Annotated in this window: 17 protein-coding genes; 10 read left to right on the forward strand and 7 right to left on the reverse strand. The window is 42.5% G+C overall.

Annotated features, from left to right (window positions below; translation table 11 throughout):
* Window positions 1–106 precede the first annotated feature (106 nt).
* The 3 genes from RMZ43_RS20070 to RMZ43_RS20080 form a co-directional block, all read right to left on the reverse strand.
* Window positions 107–1513 (reverse strand): NAD(P)(+) transhydrogenase (Re/Si-specific) subunit beta, encoded by a 1407-nt coding sequence (locus RMZ43_RS20070; protein WP_322655363.1) that lies wholly within the window; start codon window positions 1511–1513, stop codon window positions 107–109.
* Window positions 1510–1803 carry an NAD(P) transhydrogenase subunit alpha gene (locus RMZ43_RS20075; RefSeq protein WP_100900811.1) on the reverse strand — a complete coding sequence of 98 codons (294 nt, stop codon included), beginning with the start codon at window positions 1801–1803 and terminating at the stop codon, window positions 1510–1512. Before RMZ43_RS20075 ends, RMZ43_RS20070 begins: the two co-directional genes overlap by 4 nt.
* Before the next feature lie 150 nt (window positions 1804–1953).
* Window positions 1954–3126 (reverse strand): Re/Si-specific NAD(P)(+) transhydrogenase subunit alpha, encoded by a 1173-nt coding sequence (locus tag RMZ43_RS20080; protein WP_322655364.1) that lies wholly within the window; start codon window positions 3124–3126, stop codon window positions 1954–1956.
* A 761-nt stretch (window positions 3127–3887) separates the two neighbouring features.
* Between RMZ43_RS20080 and RMZ43_RS20085 the strand changes: the two genes are divergently transcribed.
* The 7 genes from RMZ43_RS20085 to RMZ43_RS20115 all read left to right on the forward strand — a co-directional run bounded on the left by RMZ43_RS20085 (window position 3888) and on the right by RMZ43_RS20115 (window position 8202).
* Entirely contained in the window at window positions 3888–4400 is a 513-nt protein-coding gene (locus tag RMZ43_RS20085) for a DUF2808 domain-containing protein (RefSeq protein WP_322655365.1), read from the forward strand.
* Between the two features lie 247 nt (window positions 4401–4647).
* Window positions 4648–4782 (forward strand): 50S ribosomal protein L34, encoded by a 135-nt coding sequence (gene rpmH / locus RMZ43_RS20090; protein ID WP_099102484.1) that lies wholly within the window; start codon window positions 4648–4650, stop codon window positions 4780–4782.
* A 26-nt stretch (window positions 4783–4808) separates the two neighbouring features.
* Complete coding sequence (gene rnpA, locus RMZ43_RS20095; RefSeq protein WP_322648299.1) at window positions 4809–5231, forward strand: ribonuclease P protein component; 423 nt, start codon at window positions 4809–4811, stop codon at window positions 5229–5231.
* Window positions 5218–5610, forward strand: a complete 393-nt coding sequence (locus RMZ43_RS20100) for a PH domain-containing protein (RefSeq protein WP_109009000.1) — start codon at window positions 5218–5220, stop codon at window positions 5608–5610. Before rnpA ends, RMZ43_RS20100 begins: the two co-directional genes overlap by 14 nt.
* Before the next feature lie 221 nt (window positions 5611–5831).
* A complete protein-coding gene (gene yidC / locus RMZ43_RS20105) occupies window positions 5832–6983 on the forward strand; it encodes a membrane protein insertase YidC (protein ID WP_322648298.1) in 1152 nt (383 codons plus the stop codon).
* Window positions 6980–7507, forward strand: coding sequence for a protein jag (locus RMZ43_RS20110; RefSeq protein WP_322648297.1), 528 nt, complete (start codon window positions 6980–6982; stop codon window positions 7505–7507). The genes yidC and RMZ43_RS20110 overlap by 4 nt, the downstream gene beginning before the upstream one ends.
* A gap of 173 nt (window positions 7508–7680) precedes the next feature.
* A complete protein-coding gene (locus RMZ43_RS20115; protein WP_322648296.1) occupies window positions 7681–8202 on the forward strand; it encodes a YceD family protein in 522 nt (173 codons plus the stop codon).
* Window positions 8203–8280: 78 nt separating this feature from the next.
* Here the strand turns inward: RMZ43_RS20115 and RMZ43_RS20120 are convergent, their stop codons facing one another.
* Window positions 8281–10413, reverse strand: coding sequence for an NACHT domain-containing protein (locus RMZ43_RS20120; RefSeq protein ID WP_322655366.1), 2133 nt, complete (start codon window positions 10411–10413; stop codon window positions 8281–8283).
* A gap of 9 nt (window positions 10414–10422) precedes the next feature.
* On the reverse strand, window positions 10423–10875 hold the full coding sequence (locus tag RMZ43_RS20125; RefSeq protein ID WP_322655367.1) for a hypothetical protein: 453 nt from the start codon (window positions 10873–10875) through the stop codon (window positions 10423–10425).
* Between the two features lie 318 nt (window positions 10876–11193).
* Here RMZ43_RS20125 and RMZ43_RS20130 point away from each other — a divergent pair, with 318 nt between their 5' ends.
* Both RMZ43_RS20130 and RMZ43_RS20135 read left to right on the forward strand, forming a co-directional pair.
* Window positions 11194–12705: an AAA family ATPase gene (locus RMZ43_RS20130; protein ID WP_322655368.1), complete on the forward strand. Its 1512-nt coding sequence runs from the start codon at window positions 11194–11196 to the stop codon at window positions 12703–12705.
* A gap of 112 nt (window positions 12706–12817) precedes the next feature.
* Entirely contained in the window at window positions 12818–13327 is a 510-nt protein-coding gene (locus RMZ43_RS20135) for an SH3 domain-containing protein (protein WP_322648292.1), read from the forward strand.
* A 116-nt stretch (window positions 13328–13443) separates the two neighbouring features.
* Here the strand turns inward: RMZ43_RS20135 and RMZ43_RS20140 are convergent, their stop codons facing one another.
* The gene (locus RMZ43_RS20140; RefSeq protein ID WP_322655369.1) at window positions 13444–15207 is read right to left on the reverse strand and encodes an MHYT domain-containing protein; all 1764 of its coding nucleotides are present in this window, start codon (window positions 15205–15207) and stop codon (window positions 13444–13446) included.
* A 267-nt stretch (window positions 15208–15474) separates the two neighbouring features.
* Between RMZ43_RS20140 and RMZ43_RS20145 the strand changes: the two genes are divergently transcribed.
* Complete coding sequence (locus RMZ43_RS20145) at window positions 15475–16908, forward strand: peptidoglycan-binding domain-containing protein (protein WP_322655370.1); 1434 nt, start codon at window positions 15475–15477, stop codon at window positions 16906–16908.
* Between the two features lie 18 nt (window positions 16909–16926).
* Here RMZ43_RS20145 and RMZ43_RS20150 read toward each other — a convergent pair whose 3' ends face one another.
* Window positions 16927–19953 (reverse strand): SMC family ATPase, encoded by a 3027-nt coding sequence (locus tag RMZ43_RS20150; protein ID WP_322655371.1) that lies wholly within the window; start codon window positions 19951–19953, stop codon window positions 16927–16929.
* Window positions 19954–20047: the final 94 nt, after the last annotated feature.

Genomic DNA, 20047 nt, shown 5'->3' on the forward strand with positions numbered 1-20047 from the left:
AGAAGCATTACACTCCCAAGGCAAGCCAACTCTCTACATTCTTTTTTTACTTCGCGCCCTTTGCGCTCTTCTCTACAAGACGCTACGCGAACGCGGTTCGTTTCGCTTAAAGCTGCTTCACTTCTGAAACCAACTTCGCCACCATATCTTTCGCACTACCAAAAAGCATCGTAGTTTTATCCTTGTAGAACAACTCATTATCTACACCGGCAAAACCCGTACTCATCCCGCGCTTAATCACAATCGTCTGCTTCGCCCGATCTACTTCCAATATCGGCATACCATAAATCGGGCTATTTTTATCACTCCGTGCTGCCGGATTTACTACATCATTTGCCCCAATTATTAAAGCCACATCTGCTTGTTCAAACTGGGGATTAATATCATCCATGTCGTACAACTGGGTATAAGGCACATTTGCCTCTGCCAGCAACACATTCATGTGCCCCGGCATTCTCCCGGCAACGGGGTGAATGGCATACTTGACATCAACGCCCATACGTTCTAGCTGATCTGATAATTCCCGGACGCTATGTTGCGCTTGGGCAACTGCCATACCATAACCAGGCACAATTACCACAGAACGGGCATAACCCAACATCATCGCCCCTTCTTCAGGATCGATACTGCGGACGGTTTGATCGGTTGCACCACCAGTAGCAGCAGCACCACCAGAACTAGAACCTGTACCAAAAGCGCTGAACAGCACACTAAACAAGGAGCGGTTCATCGCCTTACACATAATTTCGGTGAGGATTAAGCCAGATGCTCCTACCAAAGCCCCAGCGATGATTAACATATTGTTCATCACCACGAATCCAGCCGCCGCCGCCGCCACACCTGACAAGGAGTTCAACAGCGAGATTACTACTGGCATATCGCCGCCACCAATGGGGATGACGAACATCACACCCAACACTAAGGAAACAGCTACCACTCCCAAGAATATGGGTAAGCTATCTGGTGTGATGATTAAATAGGCACTGCCTAATAAATAAGCACCCAAAAGCAAAAGGTTAAATGGTTGCTGGAATGGAAATGTAATCGGGGAACCGCTAATTAAACCTTGCAATTTGGCAAAGGCTAAAAAGCTACCAGTGAAGGTAACACCGCCGATTAACACGTCCAATAGCATGGAAATGTTCACATCTAGGGGTATCGGCTGAGAACTATCTAATAACCGCCAGAATTCGGCAACGGCTACTAATGCCGAAGCTGCACCACCTAAACCATTGAGTAAACCCACCATTTGGGGCATTTCGGTCATTTGGACTTTGTAGGCAACGATCGCACCAATTCCCGATCCAATCGCCAAGCCCAACAATATCATCTCGTAGTTCAATACATTTTGATCCAGCATTGTCGCCACAATTGCCAGCAACATCCCCACAGCCGCTACAATATTACCGTTTCTCGCTGTAGCAGGTGATCCCAGCTTTTTCAAGCCCAGAATGAATAACGATGCAGCGACTAAGTACGTCAGCTGAATGCCAGTTGGTAAAAAGTCGCTCACGCTTTAATCTCCTTCTTCTTGAACATTTGCAACATTCTGTCTGTCACTAAAAAACCACCCACAACGTTGACTGTTGCTAATACCACAGCAATCAAACCGAGAATTACTGACACACTTGTGTCTCTTGCACCAGCAGCAACTATTGCTCCAAGTACTGCAATCCCAGAAATCGCGTTTGAGCCTGACATTAACGGCGTGTGTAAAGTCGGTGGGATTTTATTGATGACTTCAAAGCCAATAAAAGATGCCAATACAAATACAAACAAAGCAGCAAGTAATGCCTCTGTCATGAAATCAAAACTCCTTTTAGGAATGGGTATTGGGTACTGGGTATTGGGTACTGGGGATTGGGTATTGGTGTATTGGGTACTGAGAAAGTATTGCTAAGTATCTATTTCCTAGTCCCCAGTCACTAGTCCCTAGTCCCTAATTCCCAGTCCCTAATTAACCGCCGGTTGTTGAGTATTCAAAGCTTGTAGCGCATCGCGCACTCGTTGATTGCGAATTTCACCAGCGTGGGTAACGCAAGCTGCATCAACGATGTCGTCGCCAAAGTCCACCTGCAAAGCTTTGTCTTTGATTAGCAGTTGAATCAACGATGTTACGTTCTTGGCATACAATTGGCTGGCGTGAATTGGCATCGATGATGGGAGATTGATGGGGCCAATAATTGTCACACCGTTCCAGACAATATCTTTACCTGGTTCGGTGCAGGCGCAGTTACCACCCTGTTCAGCAGCCAAATCCACAATCACTGAACCTGGTTTCATCTGTGCCACCATTTCTTCTGTAACTAGCCGTGGTGCTTGTCTGCCAGGAACTTGAGCAGTGGTAATTACGACATCAGAATTTTTAATGTGTTCAGCGACAACTTCTTGGGTACGTTGTTTGCTAGCCTCAGAGATTTCCTTTGCATAACCGCCAGCAGCAACGGTTTCTTCGTCTAATTTGACTTCAACGAATTTTGCCCCTAAGCTTTGCACTTCTTCTTTGACGGCGGGACGGATATCAAAGGCTTCTACCACTGCTCCCAAACGTCTGGCAGTAGCGATCGCTTGCAATCCGGCTACACCAGCGCCCATAATAAATACTTTCGCTGGAGCGATCGTACCTGCGGCTGTGGTTAACATCGGAAAATATTTCGGTAATGCAGCTGCGGCAATTAATACAGCCTTGTAACCTGCTAATGAAGCTTGCGAGGACAAAGCATCCATACTTTGCGCCCTAGTGGTACGGGGAATCATCTCCATACTCAAGGCTGTAACTTTACGATTTGCTAGTTGCTGTGCTACAACGGGGTTTCCCAAAGGATTAAGGAAACTAACTAAAATAGCCCCTTCCTTTAACAAATCAATTTCTGAGCGTCCATCTTCTCGTTCTTGTGGGGGGCTGACTTTCAGCAGAATATCTGTTTCACCCCATAATTTGGCAGTATCGCTGATTATTGTGGCTCCTACCGCTTCATAGTCAGAATCGCCAAAAAATGATCGTTCTCCTGCACCTGTTTCTACCCAAACTTCCAAACCTTGTTTTACCAATCGAGCAACGGTGTCAGGAATTAATGCTACACGACGTTCACAAACTTCAATTTCTTTAGCAACTGCTATTCTCATGAAATCTCCTGAAGATAAATACCTAATCTCTGCCAAGTAAGCGATTGTCTAGATGAGGCGTGTCCCGCACTCATAGTACTTAGGCAGGAACATCATCCATGAATTTTACTTGTAGATTGAACCTTGAAACTTTCCTCTCCCACTCTTAGCTATCCAGGCAAAGCCTGACTTTGCCGCTCGCAGATGTCATATTTTCAGATAGTTGCAAACAGGGTTACGTATTGCACATCCTAAATTGATTCCCAAATTTTGCATCTTTATCTTTAGCTTATTTTCGGGATTGAGAAATTTTGGTATTCCTTTCTTATAGAGTAATATTGACCAAATTTTGAAAGCTTTATAATTTCCAAATCAAATTTTAATAATTACGACTCTGATTCCAACTTATTTTAATCAATTTAGCCCAACTTAACTGGCGATCGCTGATGATACGCCTCAATTTTTGTAACAAAATTCTCAAATTTAGATACACTTGTACATATTTGGAAACACAATCTAATGGCAACTGTGTTTGTACTGAGTTGAAAATTTGACCAACATAACCATCAAATCAGCACTCTGTAAGGGTGATGAGGTAAGTCGATTACATAGTAAATTTATAACTAAGCAATTTTGCTGTCGCCTAAACCTCAGTGAGGATGGCACTTATTTTTATTATTAAACGTCAATTGTCAGGAAGTCAGTAGTAAAGTTTAGTAACGAATACTAACACACAGTTATTTTAGATAACAGATTTATATTTTGGTAGAGGAAGCCTGATTATGCGACGTTTACTTTCTGCTTTAGCCGTGACGAGCTTTTTGGTTACTGGATTACCAGCGTTGACTTGGGCACAAAGTTTACCTGGATTTACCCTATTTAGCGGCGTCAAACAAGAAAATCAGCTGCCCTTTAGGTTAGATTTTGGTGGACAAGCCAATGGTTGGGATCGATACATATTAAGGATTCCAGCCCAAAAAATGAAATTGGCTGTTGGTCAATTTGCGATTACCTACCCTGATTATTACAAAGGAACTTTCGACCAGAAAAAAATTGAAGTCCGAGTCAAAGGTAAAGCAGTTCCGCTTTCTGAGGTGAAGTGGGACAAAGAAGGTAAGCTGATTAATATTTTTCCCCAAGATCCAGTACCAGCAGGTAGTCCAGTTGAAGTAGTCTTATCTAACGTGAAAAACCCAGCCTTCGGCGGAGTTTACTATTTTCGCTGTCAAGTTCTCTCCCCTGGCGATGTGCCACTATTGCGCTACATGGGAACATGGATTGTAAGCATCAATTAATAAGTTTGGGGAGTGGGGAAATAAGGGAGATGAGGGAGCAGAAGGGGCAGGGGAGGCCGGGGAGCAGAGGGGACAAGGGGACAAAACAAGGGGACAAAAGTTTAGAACTTCCAACAAGTCTTTCCCCTTGTCCCCTATTCTCCTTGTCCCCAAGTCCTCTTTCACATGCCCTATTCCCTATTCCCTTATAACGTAATACAATTAGAGATTGTGAGTTTTTATAAAAATCACCTAAGAGGAGAAAAGTATGAAAAGAACATTAGGCGGCACTAGCCGTAAGAGAAAAAGAACCTCTGGTTTTCGCGCTAGGATGCGGACACCAGACGGCAGGAACGTGATTAGCGCCAGGAGAAAAAAGGGACGTCACCGTCTAAGCGTTTAGGGCGTATCTAAGCTAAAAGAGCATCTGTGGCTTTGCCTAAAGCAAATCGGCTAAAATCCCGCAAAGATTTCCAGGCAGTTTTCCGGGAAGGGATTCGGCGTCATGGCTCTTATTTAACATTGAGAGCCTTAAAGCCTTTATATTTAACAAAACCTTCTTTGGACACTGCCACCCAGACTACACAAGTAACTGACTCAGCACATCTTGCTAGTACACGGATTGGCATTTCCATAAGCACAAAAGTAAGCAAAAGGGCAGTAGTTCGCAACCGAATCAAACGGCAAATTACTTCTGCTTTACATAGTTTGCTGCCCAAATTATCACCAGGATGGCGGCTAGTGTTCATTGTCAAACCCACAACAGTAGAATCTAAGTGCGTAAGCCCACAATTTCTGCAAGAATTAGAGCAGTTGTTGGCACAAGCTGAGGTGTTTGATGGGAATTCGTGAAGATGTTTATTATGAAGGTGGCCCCCATATTGGGGATTTAATTGTCAACCTGTTGATTGGGCTAACCATTGTCGGGATACCATTAACAGTTGGGGCGATTGTCAGAGCATTATGGCTGCGTTTCCGCATCACCGATCGCCGGATTACCGTGACAGGAGGTTGGCAGGGACGCGATCGCACTGACATAATTTACTCAGAAATTGTCAAAGTCGTTACAGTTCCCCGTGGCATTGGCTTATGGGGAGATATGGTACTAACCCTAAGAAACGGCAGTCGTCTCGAATTGCGGGCAATTCCCAAGTTTCGAGAAGTCTATGACTACATCAACGAAAGAATTGCTGCGAAAAATCCCGAATATAGCGCTGCTGCTAATAAGTGATGGGAGTAGGGAGTAGGGAGATAGGGAATGCAAAATTTACTCAGATAAAATCTAAAGTTAAGAACTTCCCACTTACCAAAAATTACATACCACTCCCAATTCCCCACTCCCACTCCCTTTTTTTGGATGTGCGGCTATCCGTAGCGAAGGGTAGTCGCACATAATTTATGATTTAGATAAATTAGATTCAGTTTACAGTACCTCAGGTTGAATTCAGAATAATGGATTTTGGTATCGGCTTTCTCTCGAACAACGTGATGCTGCCAATCATAGATTTCTTCTATGGTATTGTGCCTAGCTACGGATTGGCGATCGTTGCTTTGACCCTGATAGTCCGCTTCGCGCTCTATCCCCTGAGTGCTGGCTCAATTCGCAACATGCGGAAGATGCGAATAGTGCAACCTCTGATGCAGAAGCGGATGGCAGAAATCAAAGAGCGCTATAAGGATGAACCGCAAAAGCAGCAAGAGGAAATGGTCAATGTTCAAAAAGAATTTGGCAATCCTTTAGCAGGCTGTTTTCCATTACTAGTGCAAATGCCGGTCTTATTAGCGCTGTTTGCCACTTTGCGGGGTTCGCCTTTTGCAAGTGCCAACTACAGCGTTAACCTGCAAATCTTTCCCGCAGAACAAATCGAACAAATTCAACCGCAAGCCTTTGCCACTGCTCCTCAAAATATTTACATTGCTGATGGAGAACACGTTAAAGTAGCTGCTATCCTTCCTAGTGGTAACAAACTAGCGGTGGGAGAACAAACTAAGATCCAATATCAGACCGTTGAGGGCAAACCATTTCAGGTACTCTTAGGAGAACACCCAGAAAATAAGCTCATTCCTGATTGGAAAGTTACCAAAGGTGAAGATAAGGTAAAAATTGATGCCCAAGGCAATGTAGAAGCATTGCAACCCGGAGAAGTTACTATTCAAGGAACAATTCCTGGACTAGCAGCAGACAAAGGCTTTCTATTTATTGATGCTTTAGGCAGGGTTGGCGCAACTGATCCAGATGGCACAATCCACTGGGATATCGTCGCCATGATCGTCTCCTTTGGAATCAGTCTTTATGTTAGCCAAATGCTTTCTGGGCAAAATTCCAGTGGTGGCAATCCGCAGCAAGATACAGTTAACAAAATCACTCCAGTTATTTTTTCTGGGATGTTTTTGTTCTTCCCCTTACCAGCAGGGGTGCTGATGTATATGGTGATTGGTAATATTTTCCAAACTGCCCAAACTTATCTTTTATCGCGCGAACCTCTACCAGAAGAACTGCAAAAAATCGTAGCAACCCAAGAGAAAGAAGCAGTAGTAGCAGAACAAAAGGCATTGCCATTTGAACCAAAAAGTGCCAAGAAAAAGGCAACAGGGGGATCATGAGCGATATTTCCATGCAGCGAGGTCAGCAGTGGTTAAAAACACTGCTGGAACTCACTGGAATACCTGCTGAAATTCAGGGTCATTTAGAAACTGCCAAATCTCTTGACGGCGATTCCCCAGAACCAGATAATTACTGGTTAACAATTGACCAAACTAATTTGACGACAGAACAAATCCAGGTATTAATTGGTGCTGATGGTTCTGTGTTAGATGCGATTCAGTATCTAGCAAATTCGGTTTTAAACCTAAGTCAACCTCCGGAAGAACAAGCTTCTTACACCATTGAGTTAAATGGCTATCGGGTTAAAAGAGAAGCCGAAATTCGCGCATTAGCAGAAGCAGCAGCCGATGAAGTGCGCTTTTCTGGTAGAGAAGTGGAAATCAAATCTCTCAGTTCTGCTGAACGGCGACAAATCCATACCTTCTTGAAGGAGTTTGGAGATTTAGAAACCTTCAGTCGCGGTAAAGAGCCGCATCGTAATCTAGTTGTCCGTCCAGCTACGTTGGAAGGAGTTGGGAGTTAGTAGAGGCGCGATTAATCGCGTCTGTACAAGAGTTTGGAGTTAATTGAAAACTCCTAACAATATAATTTCTTTCAAAATTTCTCTTGTTCTTAAGAGATAAAATTAAAGATGTAGTATCAGTATTATTGCTGATAATGAAGATAAATTTTTAGTGAGGATGGCTCACAAATCCTATGGACGCAATTTTTATTCCGCAGCTAACTAGAGCATCGGAGCGGACAGAGGAAGTTCAGGTTCAGGAATTTCTGCCTGGTCTGGAAACGTTGACACCAGTTCGCGGTCATGTGCGCGTTGAGCATCATGGCAATTACCTGGAAGTGTCCGCTCAGGCGGAAACAATTATAACTTGTACCTGCAATCGCTGTTTGCAGCAATACAATCGACGTTTAGGGCTTAATACGAAAGAAATCATCTGGTTAGACGAAACTGCAAATCAGGTAAATGATTTACCCTTAGAACGGGAAGTGACTATGGAAGATTTGCAGGAAACCCTACCGCCCGATGGTTATTTTTATCCCAACGAATGGTTGTATGAGCAGATGTGTTTGGCAATTCCCCAACGCCAGCTGTGCGATCGCAATTGTCCAGGTATTCCTATAAGTAGTACAGTCGATAATTCTGATAATATTCCTGAAACTCCAGTTGATAACCGTTGGGCTTCTTTAGAAGCACTGAAAAAGCAACTTCTGGGATAGATAAATCACTTTCAACTTCGTTAACGCGCTATTAGTAGCGCGTTTATTTTAATTAGTTGATTTATGACTATACTTAATTTAGCCTCGACTAAGGGGTTGATTTAATCGTGTCCCACACTTGGTACAGAAGTTGAAATTCGCCGGATTAGTGCGACTACAATTGGTACATACTATATTTTTTTCAACTTGAGTTTGAGATGGAGTGCCTCTCTTAAAATTATTGGTTGAATTAACTTCAGTGAGTGCATTATTCCTATCAGTAGACTGATGAATTAGTTGTGAACTTGGTTGAATAAATACTGGCTCCATTTGGGCAAAATGCTCCAGCAGCATTCGATGGATAAAAATGTAACTGCCTCCAACTTTTTGCACAAAGATGTGTTCAGTCGCATAATCAAGAAAGCGGACATAGTTTCGAGGTATGCAATTCTTAGTATAAAGAATGAGGCGTAAAGTAAAGTGTTGTAGGCAGGCTTGACCACCACCAAATACAAGCCCAAATACCAGCCCAAACACTAAACCCAATTGCAGCCATCCTGATTTTGCGAAGATTTGTCCACCAATTAATCCACCAATCAATCCGAGGAATCCACTAATCAATCCCATTATTCCGGCATTCCTAGCTGAGTTCCAAATCCCTTGGTTAGGAATTGTTCTTATGTTTATCTCTGGGCCTCTCAGTCCACCTAACAACCCTAAAATTAGTCCACCAATTAGCCCATATACTAACCCTAATCCCAGCCCAGTTTGGAGATCAAATGGAGCGGTAACTAGCTTAAAAACCAGCCCTACAATCAGCCCCAAAGGTAATCCTCGTAGTAGTCCATCCTTCAGAAACTTTCTGGCTTCTTGCCAAGACCATCTCAAAGTTTCAACTGGCTTTATTTCTGTAGTACTCAAACATGCTGTTATTAAACCAGTGATTACACCAAGATACACTCCATTTATTGATTTACTTATAAAATTGCCGATTAACCCACTAATTATTACTATAAATAGGTTATTGAGAAATTGATAAAGTATTTTTTGAAATCCATTTGACAACCAGGTAGGCTGTATTCTTTCAATAAGAAAAACCGTTTGAGACTTATGAAACATCTGCTGTGCTAGCCAAATTAGCCAGCGCATTGCTTCCACTTTGGAATATTTTGGCTCATATTTCCGACGCTTAAACATCCGTTCAATATAAGCATCAAACAGGTGCTTTCGGCGTTCTTCTTTAGAACCTGCGTTAGGTAAATCTTCTAGTTTATTACCTTTATAAGCCAGAGTCATGACGCTTAAAGTCAGGGGAGACTTGGCTAACTCTTGCAATGTAGTGTCTTCTTGAAGCAATGTTTTTACTGCTTCCAGTTGTTCACCAGCCCTATCTAAATATTGTTTAACTTGCTGAAATGTTAAAGATTGGATGCAGATAGCACCTTGCAATTCTAAACGAGTAGAGAGAGCTTCATAATCTCGAATACGGCTTGTCACCACAATTTCAATCAGCCCATGTTCTTGCATGAATTGGTTGATGGCTTGAATGCAGCTTTCCCGACGCTCAATTTTCACCTCATCTAAACCATCTAGCAGCAGTAATAGTTGTTGATCTTCAATCCAGACTTTAGCAAGTGCTTTAGAAACTTGATATGTACTATTCAATTCCTCAATTAGCCAATCAGTAATTGTTTGCTGTTTATTTCCCCAAGAAGATAAGTTCAGCACTACTGGAATAGGTTGGCTCAAATCTTTTTCGGTACGAGCAATTAATTCTTGTGCCAGCTTCAGGAGAGTGATCGTTTTACCCGCGCCGGGTTCTCCTAAAATCAATAAGGTTCGTCCTTTTCCCATCTGATTGAAGACTTCAGAGATACTTTTCCCTTCAGGTAAGATTTGCCCAGACTCATTAGTAATTTCTTGGACAATACTAGATGGGCGCTTTACTGCGTCTAATCGTTCTTCCAGCCCCAGATCAATTAGACTTTTGGTATACAAAGATTTTTCTAGTACGCCTTTAATCCAATACTGTTTGACTTTATTAAGTAAAACTTCTCGGAAACGGTACTCCTGTTTCCCTGAAGGAGGTTTTACCTTCCTGTTACCGATTAGTTTAGCTAGGCTGAAGCTTTCATTCACAGTTAGGTACTGAATCTGGTGCAAGTCGCGTCCAGCCTGTCCAATCTGAGCTTCCCGAATCAAAGCACCATCAATATTAAGATTTTGATTCATAATCTTTTTTTATGTAAAAAGTAAAAGACTTTTAGCTGCAATTCCTAACCAAGGAGCTAATTGTGTGGCAATTGGCTCTAACTTTTGCCAAATCCCTTGGCCTGCATTAAACGTTTCGTTAGTTTCTTTGAGGACTTTACTAGCTTTTTGCAAACTTGTTGCCGCAGTGTTTTTGTCTGGTTCTTTTTCCTTAACTGCGTCGTTTGCATAATCCAGATGTTTCAGTGCTTGTTTCTTTTGGTCTTCTGGTAAATCGGAATTACGAAATATGAATTCAATTTGTGCCATTAATTCTGCAACCTCAGGTAAGGTCAATTCTTTCTCAGCCCCACCTTGAGTATTTTGCTGATTTTGGGTCATGTCGCCAGCAGCTTGTCCAACTTGAACACCTGAAAATTGACCGCCGCCAATGTTGAGGGACATTCCTCCGGGATTTTTGGGCTGTGAGTTATTTTCTGTCATTTTATTTGCTTGATAAGAACATAACTTTATTTAAGCTCTAATCCAGATTAAGCAGATAACTTTCCCGAATATTAAAAAAATTTCCGTATATAGTAAGCCAATTACTACATTCACAGATGGTAAGCAAATTCACTTATTTCCAGTTTCCACCCGTAGCTGCGAGCTTTGCGGCAACTTTTATCTAAAGAGCTTCTTCAAGTTTCATTGCCTGATAGAGCCAGATAAGGAGATATATATTCGTTTTTAGTTTCGTTTTTAGTTGTGAGACACAATACAAAGAAAGAACAATGAGAGAAGAACTAATAACGATAGCCAAATATGAACTTCCGTGAAGAGTTTAAACTGCTGCTACGCGCCCGCTACCCATTAATTTATATTCCTACTTATGAAGAGGAACGGGTAGAAGCAGCTATCCGGGAAGAAGCAAGCAACCAAGGTAATCGCCCAGTGTATACTTGGGATTTTGTCGATGGCTACCAAGGAAACCCTAATGATGTTGGGTTTGGGCGACGTAACCCGTTGCAAGCTTTAGAATTTATCGAAAAATTACCAGCTTCCGCACCTGCGGTATTGATTCTCCGAGATTATCATCGCTTTTTAGATGATGTTGCGATCGCTCGCAAACTCCGTAATCTGTCCAGACTTCTTAAGTCGCAACCAAAAAATATTGTCCTATTATCACCGCGCATCGCTATTCCTGACGATTTAACCGAAGTGTTGACAGTCGTCGAGTTTCCCTTACCCGCCGCCCAAGAAATTAGAACTGAGGTAGAACGCTTACTACAAAGTACTGGTAACTCCCTTTCTGGCAAAGTTTTAGATGATTTGGTGCTATCTTGTCAAGGGCTTTCAATGGAACGGATTCGCCGGGTTTTGGCAAGAGCGATCGCTACCCACGGTGAATTGCGACCAGAAGACGTGGATCTGGTTTTGGAAGAAAAACGCCAAACTATCCGCCAAACCCAAATATTGGACTTCTACCCCGCCACTGAGCAAATTTCTGATATTGGCGGATTGGATAACTTGAAAGACTGGCTGATTCGCCGGGGAGGTTCATTTACCGATAAGGCGCGACAGTACGGATTACCGCACCCCCGTGGTTTAATGTTGGTGGGTATTCAAGGAACTGGTAAATCGTTAACAGCAAAAGCGATCGCTCATCACTGGCATTTACCCTTGTTACGTCTAGATGTAGGAAGGTTATTTGGTGGTTTGGTGGGTGAATCAGAATCTCGAACTCGGCAAATGATCCAAGTAGCTGAAGCTCTTGCTCCCTGTATTTTGTGGATTGATGAAATAGATAAAGCCTTTGCCGGACTTGGTAGCAAAGGTGATGCCGGAACAGCCAGCCGTGTATTTGGTACTTTTATTACCTGGCTAGCTGAAAAAAGCTCACCCGTTTTTGTCGTCGCCACCGCCAACGACATCCAAGCCTTACCGCCAGAAATGCTGCGTAAGGGGCGATTTGATGAAATTTTCTTTGTGGGATTGCCCACCCAAGAAGAGAGAAAAGCAATTTATGATGTTCATTTATCCCGATTGCGCCCCCATAACTTAAAAAGTTATGACATCGAAAGGTTAGCTTATGAAACGCCGGATTTTTCTGGGGCAGAAATTGAGCAAACTTTAATTGAAGCGATGCACATTGGATTTAGCCAAAACCGCGACTTTGCTACTGATGATATTTTAGAAGCAGCCAGTCAGATCATCCCCTTGGCGCGAACTGCTGTAGAGCAAATTCAGCAACTCCAAGAATGGGCTGCTGCTGGGAGAGCGCGTTTAGCATCTAAACACAATCCTTTAAGCGAACGCCTCCGGCGCACTACGTGAATTCATTCAGCAGTAGCTACAATAATTGCTTAGTTAATAATTGTTAGTCAATAGTCAACAGTTAATCATGAATTACTATTGACTATTGACCACTGGTGATCAGGTTTTAAATATGTTGTCTGGCTTCATAAAGTTTATACTTGGGTTTTTCTTAGCGATCGCTGTGCTAATAGGTGGTGGCGTTGCAATTGGACTCTATTTCATGAATCGCACCGGCATACCCCCTGCCAAACCCGTTTTTTCTAATGATAGTCCCTCGGTGAAAGCCCAAGCTCCCAAAGCAACTGAGCCTGGAGGAGCTAAACCCACTCCTAAATCTGGGACAAAGGCTGAATCGTCTCCAAGTCCAAACTCCACTCCCACAGAATCACCAAAGCCTACCCCATCACCAAAACCATTGCCATCGGGAGCTTACCGAGGGCGTGTTAGTTGGCGTGAAGGCTTGAGTTTGCGATCGCAACCAAATCAAGAAGCTGAAAAGATTGGTGGGGTTGCTTTTAATCAAAAAATTATTATCTTGGAAGAAAGCCAAGATAAATCCTGGCAAAAGATTCGTTTGGAAGGTAGCGAACAAGAAGGTTGGGTAAAAGCAGGTAATACTGAAAAAGTTGATCAACAATAGCTTAAAAAATCAGAAAATCAGATGTATATCAATAGCCTTGGTGATTAAGACATCAATAGATGATAAAACCTAGACACAAAAAGGCTTTCCACCTAGTCCCCAGTCCCCAGCTATATCTACTCAATAACATCTGGAGCTACTTCAGATTGCTTTCCTAGAAAACAGGAAGTATCTATCAATCTATCAATTGGAAGCTCAATTTGAAAAGTAGCTCCTTGCCCCTTGGCAGAAATACAGTTGAGCTTACCACCATGTGTTTTAACGACAATCTGATAGCTAATTGATAACCCCAATCCACTTCCTTGTCCAACTTGTTTAGTTGTGAAAAAGGGATCATAGATTTTGTTTTGTACATCTTTACTAATGCCAAAACCATTATCGAAAATCTGAATGTTGATCCAACCGATTTGAGAAACGGTTGTTTTAATCCGAATTAAAGGTGTAAAACTGGAGTTTGATTTTAAGCTACTCAGCTTTTCTTCTAATACATCAATAGCATTGGTAATGATATTGAAAAACACTTGATTTAACTGTCCGGCATAGCAATTTACTAGGGGTAAATTACCATATTCTTTCATGACAATAATTTCTGGGCGATTGTTCAGTGGATAACTAATACGGTTTTGAAGAATGAGTAGTGTGGAATTAAGTCCTTCGTGGATGTCCACAGCCTTTAATTGTGCCTCGTCTAGACGAGAAAAGTTACGCAGGGATTCCACAATATATTTAATACGATTGGCTCCGGCTTGCATTGATTTGAGTAGTTTAGGTAAATCTTCTAGCAAAAATGGTAGATCAATAGACTCTACTTGAGCTTGAACCGCAAGCACTGGAGTTGGATAATATTGCTGATAGATATTGATTAATTCTAAAAGTTGTCGCAGATAAATTTCCGTATGAAACAGGTTTCCATAAATGAAGTTAGCAGGATTGTTAATCTCATGAGCAACTCCCGCTACCATTTGTCCTAAAGAAGACATTTTTTCTGCTTGAATAAATTGCAATTGAGCTTGCTGAAGTGCCAACATAGCTGTCTCTAATTTTTCAGACCGAGACTTAGATAGAGCAGCTAGTGCTTCTTGGTTTTGTAAGGCTTGTTTGAGACGTTCTTCGTTTTCTTTAAGATCAGCTGTTTTAACTAGTTGAACACTCAATTGTTCGTTGAAAAAAGATGTGATCAGCGTCCATCCTAGAAGGAGTAATGTGAATAAGCCAATAATCGCAGCCATCCAATAGGTTGCAGTAGTATCAACTTCTGAAAACTCGACTGATTCGACGACTGAAAAATGGGTAGCCATCATCCCTGTGTAGTGCATTGACGGAATGGCAGCACCCATGAGAATTGCACTGCCAATCCTCAAAAAGCGTCCTGTTACTGTACTATTAGCTCTGAGGTTAAATCCCACCCAGAGGGCAACCAATGAGATGAGAATGGCGATCGCAATGGAGAGTGCAACCACACTCAAGTCATAAGACATTTTGGCTGGTAAACGAATTGCAGCCATACCGATGTAGTGCATTGCACTAATCCCTGCGCCCATCAGGATGCTACCACCGAATAACCGCAAAATACCAAATTCTGGTTGACTAACAAGGTACAGGGCTAATCCAGAGGCGAAAATTGCAGGTAGTACCGACATTAAAACTGTTAACCAGTCATAGTAAATCGGAATTGCCAGACTGAAGGCCAGCATGGCAATAAAATGCATTGCCCAAATGCCGATTCCCATAGCGATCGCTCCCCCTACCAGCCACCGCCACTTTTGGTGTGATTTAGCGTCTGTCACTCTGATCGCTAGATCAAGTGTGGTGTAAGCCGTAAGCATGGCGATCGCAACGGAGAATAAAGTTAAGCGAATATCGTAAATACCGTGGAGCATTAGCTTGAATATTATCCCCAATTCAATAGAAGACTAAACCCACTATTTGTCTGCGTTGCTCATGCTCGAAACCCAAATGGGTATAGCAAAAATTTTGTCAGGCAAATAGAAAATAAGTCTCCAAAGCTTTACATTGCTTATTATTCCCCATACAGAAACTTGTGTATCATATCAATTGGGGAATTTTTATGTAAATAATAATACTAAAAAAAAGATAATACAGAGAAAGTGGTATAATACTGTATAGTCATAACTTGAAAAAAACAAGTGGAAACAGGGGTAGATAGCTATTTAACCAAGCTTGCCTCAGTCTACGAGGCAGCCGAAAGCGTCGAGGTTGTTCCTAGCGTAGCTAATTTCAAATTCAAGAATTTGGAAAAGTTATATAGTGGTGCAGCGATGCGTCTTTTATCCGTGGCATTGATTACGGGGTTTCTGAGTATTGCTGGACAAGCTTTAGCACTTCAGAAAATAGGAAGTAATGGCCCTGAAGTTAGCAGTAGTCAGAGATGTTTAAAAAAGTTAGGCTACTTTAACGGCCCGGTGAGTGGCAAGTTTGCTAGCTTGACTCAGAATGCTGTGATCAAATTCCAGCAAGCCAATAGAATCCCTGCTGATGGTGTTGTGGGTGCTAGTACTCAAAGAGCCTTACAAGAAGCATGTCAAAGTAGAACTTCTAGCAGGAATACCAGTAGTGGCCAATACCCTGTCCTATCTCAAGGTAAAACTGGTACAGCCGTCATAAGGTTACAACAGCGTTTGCGGCAGTTAGGCTACTTGAATGCTAATCCCACTGGGAATTTTGGCCCAATGACTAGAAATGCTGTAATTGCATTCCAGCGAAATTATCGCATATCTGCTAACGGGATTGTGAATCAACAAACTTGGAATGCGCTACTAGGTTCCTCTGGGATTCCAGGCAGATCAAAGCTCTCTACTCAACAAGTGAAAGAATTACAAGTGCGTTTGCGGCAGCTAGGTTATTTTAATACTGCTGCCACTGGGAATATTGGCCCACTTACCAGAGAAGCTGTCACCCGATTCCAACAAAATTACCGCCTACCTGTTGATGGCATGGCCAATGCTCAAGTTTTAGAGGCAGTACGTAGAGCCTCCACTGGTGGATATACTACTCAACAACCAGGCAGAAGTTATCTGACTGTAGGCGATCAAGGAGATAATGTCAGATTAGTTCAAGAGCGTTTATCGCAATTGGGTTTCTCTAATACCAATCCTGATGGTTTTTTCAGCGATTACACCAGACAATCTGTGATTGCATTTCAGCAATCATCTCGACTGAATTCTACTGGAAATGTAGATTGGCAAACTTGGGAAGCATTAGGGTTGAATAACTCGAATGCGAGCAATTATACTGAGACAAATGGTTATGTATTTTCTAGTAACAATGACTATGTAGCACCTCAGACTAATCGCTATGCATTACCTCCTACTAATGGCTACGTTGTACCTGTGAGTAATGGCAACACATTAGTTGCTAATAATCCCTACAGAGTAATAGTGCCAATTTCCAATAAAGATACTCTGATTAAAGTGCAACAATATATACCTAATGCTGTCACGGAACAATCCCATCTAGGGGATTATGTGAATGCTGGGGCATTTAGCGATCGCGCCCAAGCAGAAACACTAACGAAAAAGCTCCGCTCATTAGGTATTGATGCACGGGTAAAATACAATTAACTAATTCGTAATTCGTAATTAAATTGACAAACTCAATTGGGAACCTTCTTGAGTTTTATTCACCTCAATCCTGGCTTGGAAAGCTTCTTTGAGGTGGGGCATGTGGGTGACAGTAAGAATGCAGGCGAAATCGGAAGCGATCGCATTAATCGCTGCAATCAAGCGATCGCATCCTTCAGCATCTTGTGTACCGAAACCTTCATCCACAATCAACAATTGCAAAGCCGCCCCCGCCCGTTGCGCTAATAATTTCGCCAAAGCCAAACGGATGGCAAAGTTAATTCTAAAAGCTTCTCCACCAGAGTAAGTTTCATAAGCTCGTGTTCCCCTAGAATCGGCGATTAAAATATCTAATGTGTCTATCAGCTTGGCATTTTTCTTGGTTGATTTAGCACTACGTCCAGCTTTCTGAGTAATAAATTGTACATGAAACTGATTCCCACTCAGCCGCGAAAGTAGCTGATTTGTCTCAGCTTCCAGTTGCGGTAACACATTCTCAATCATCAGTGCTTGGATACCATTTTTACCAAAAGCTTGCGCTAATTCCTGATAAACACGGCATTCCTGCTTGCAAGATTGTAATTGTTGCTGCTGTTGTTTGTACTGAATTTGCAGCGTTTCTAGTTGATGCGCCAACTGCTCTAAACGCCCTAGTTTGGCAATTTGTTCATCGAGTTGCCGTCTGCGGATTGCTAACTGCTGCTCTAAAGCTTGAATTTGGTCAGATGGGTTAGCTGTTGCTTGTAACTGCTGGATAATGCTTTCAATTTGTCCGCCAAGTTTTTGCCGTTCTGTTACTCTGGCGCTTCTAGAGTCCTCTAACTCTTGCAATCTCGTCTGGAGTTGCGGATATTGCTGCTGGGCTGACAGCAGTTGTTGATACCGCAAATGCCAAGATTGAGCTTGGCGGACAGCCATACGCAGATTGTTGTGCTGCTCGGAACTGTAGCCAATTTCGGTAATGTGACGTTCAAGAGCTGCTATTTGTTTAGCACATTCCGAATCAATCTGATCCTGCTGGATTTTGGCTTGTAATTGAGCAATTTGGGATTGTAATTCTGGTTTTCGGGCTAATAGTTGCGCTTGTCGCTTAGTCGCATCCTTAATCTGCCCTTGTTTAATTTCTGCCCAACGCCAGCGCTCAACTTCACTCCGGGCGAGGGCGTGGTCTTGTTCATTATAATTAACCTGTTGCAAATATTGGTCTAGCTGCCGGAGTTCGGCTTGTTTATCAGGAGCGTAATCACCAGCTTGGAGCGATCGCTCTAAATGTTGTTTTTCAGCAGCAATTTGTTGTAACTGTTGTTGCACATCAGTTGTAGCTTCTAACTGGGCTGCTAACTGTCCCCGTTGTTCGCGTAAACCATCGTAGCCTGCCAATTGTTGGGAAATTTCCCGATATTCTTGCCTAAGTACCTGAATTTCTCTGTCTGATACAGCCATTTGTTCTCGCACTACCCAAAACTGCCCTTGAGTATCCTCTAACTCAGCCTGGGTTTTTTCTACTACCCGACTCCAGTGATGTTCGTCTAAAGGACGCTCACATAATGGACAAAGAGCTTCAGGATTTTGCAGCATTTGCAATTTTTGCTCTAATTCTCCCAGCAGTTTTTCATAATCGCGTTGATGAGCTTGCAGACGTTCGATAAAGTGCCGCCTTTCTTGCCCTTTTTCTTGCACTCGTTGTAGATAAACCCGCTTTTTCTCCAGTTCTTCAATCTGGATTGCTACATCCATCACCGCTTGTTGCAGTTGTGGTTGGCGGCGGTGCTGGCGTTGCAATTGGTTCTCAGTACTTTGGAGTTGTTCGAGTCGCGCTACTAAACCAGCATGAGTGCGATCGAGTTGGCTTTGTAAAGTTGCTCGTTGTTGCAACAAGGGAGTAACTTGCATTTGCAGTTGATCTAAACGAGCAACATGATGACGGGCTGCGGTTAATTGTGACAAAGCAGCTTCTACTTCACCTGATTTAGTCAGAGTTTGCTGAATATCTCGCTCTTGTTGCTGCAAAGCTTCTAACTGCGCTTGAGCTTGTTGCAGTTGCCGTTCGATTTCGTGAATTTGTTTGGTAAGCTGTTGTTGCTTTTGTTGGCGAGTCTGCCCAGCGCGGGTATATTCTTCAAATTTGGCAGCAAAAGCTTCTTCTTGAGATTGAAGACTTTGATATTGGGCGTATCCAGCTTTAATTTCAGCTTCTTGATGTAATATTTTTTCTAAATCTGATAGCTGAGAGCCAATAGCTGATTGTTCTTGTTGGAGGCGATCGCAGTCTTGGGTAAGATTTTGGTATTGCTGCTTTATAAAGCTGAGTTGCTGTTCCCAATTCTGGCGCTGGTGCTGGACAACTTGCAAACTTTGTAATTGAATATTATCAAAAGCTTGTACCTGTTGCAGTTGGTTGAGTTCGGCTTCTAACTCGACTCTTTGCGCTTCGGTTGTCTGGCGTTGTTGCAACTGAATTTTAATCGATTCCAAAGAACGCTCTAACTCTACTGCCCTTGCTTTGAACTGACGAGAAGATTCCTTTGCCCGTTCTTCTAAATCATCATATTGATTGAGTTTCAACAACTCTGCTAAAATTTCTTTGCGTTCTGTGGGGCGTTTGAGCATGAACTCATCTGCACGTCCTTGACGTAAGTAAGCAGAATTAATAAATGTATCGTAATCGAGCTTGATATGTTCTAGAATCAAATCTTGGGTTGCTCTTACCCCTTTGCCAGTGAGTGAACGAAACCCAGATGGTATTTCTATTTGAAATTCCAGAACGCTAGTACCTCCCCGAATTCGGGTACGAATTACGCGATATTTTTGCTGGTTGCTTTGAAAAGTAAAATCAACCCGAACTTCTTTCGCACCAGAATAGATTACATCATCTTCAGCAGTGGCGCGGCTTTCACCCCAAATTGCCCAAGTGATTGCTTCCAAAAGTGAAGATTTACCCGCACCATTGGAACCCGAAATACAAGCCGTATGCAAACCACGAAAATCTAAAGTTGCATCACGGTAACTAAGAAAGTTTTTGAGGATAAGTTGTACTGGGATCATTCACGCTATAGCGCCACATCTACTTTTAATAAATAACAGTACAGATGCACTGTTTGCTAGTTTAGCTATCTAAATATCAGGTTTCTAGTCTTGA

It is taken from the genome of Nostoc sp. CmiVER01, assembly GCF_034531135.2.
Taxonomy (GTDB): Bacteria; Cyanobacteriota; Cyanobacteriia; order Cyanobacteriales; family Nostocaceae; genus Nostoc.